The sequence below is a fragment of the Neisseria sp. P0009.S007 genome, from assembly GCF_051962515.1.
The window spans coordinates 1-842 of the sequence record NZ_JBQCVF010000732.1 but is presented as its reverse complement, the minus strand read 5'-3'; the positions used below and the strand labels follow the sequence as shown (position 1 = coordinate 842).

The 842-nt window shown below is 52.0% G+C and carries 1 protein-coding gene; it reads right to left on the bottom strand.

Features of this window, described 5'->3' with window-relative positions; all coding sequences use genetic code 11:
• Positions 1 to 842, bottom strand: an 842-nt coding sequence (locus tag ACTHS3_RS16010) for a BtrH N-terminal domain-containing protein (protein WP_440368507.1), incomplete at both ends; no start/stop codon positions are given.

Genomic DNA, 842 nt, shown 5'->3' with positions numbered 1-842 from the left:
ATGGCGGTCATTTGTTCTGAGGCCGTCTGAAACGCAGGTTCGTTGCAGATATGAGCGGCTTGTTCGAGGAAGTAGGCATAGATATAGCGGAAACCTGCTCCGCCGGTACCGATTTCTTCCTGCATCCGCACCAAATGGCCGAGAAACAGTTTTTGGTATTTGTCGTTTTGTTTGGCAGGCAGGGATTCGATTTTTTTGGCCAGCGTGCGGATGCCTTTGACGCCGATGAAAAAGACTGGCGCGAGCATATGTTTGGCGTTTTTGCGTATGGCCTTGCGGATAATGGCGGGTAAGTCTGCCATGATTTTCTCAGACGGCCTGTTGTCTTCCAAGGTGTACATCATGCCTTTTGCCGCCAATACGCCTTTGGCAAAGCGCGCCCGTTGCAAATCTTCGGCGGCGCAGCGTTGTACGGTTTCAAATACGGGGTCGCTGATCAGGTAGTCGTTTCCGTCTTTGCCGTACACCAAGAGATTGTGTGCGTTGAAATGGAAACGCATTTGTGGCGGGAAGTAGGGCAGCCAAAAGACGGAGGTTTGCAAACCGGCCAATTTGCCTGAGGATAGCGCGGCATCCAACGCGGCTTGTCCGCTTTGTGCGTCGGAAAATTTGCGCACGGATAATTTCAGCCCCAATGCTTTGCAGGTATTTTTGATAATGCTGCGCGGCGCGGTACGGTAGGAAACCAGCGGCATGCCGTTTAATTTGATCAGCGGCATCCAGACAAATGTCAGCGCGTGGGAAATGCCGAAAATCATGGCTTCGTCTAAATTGTGGCCATGGTATTTGAGCAGGGTGGACATCACACCGCTTTCGCAATGGGCGGTATGCTGGTGTGGAAA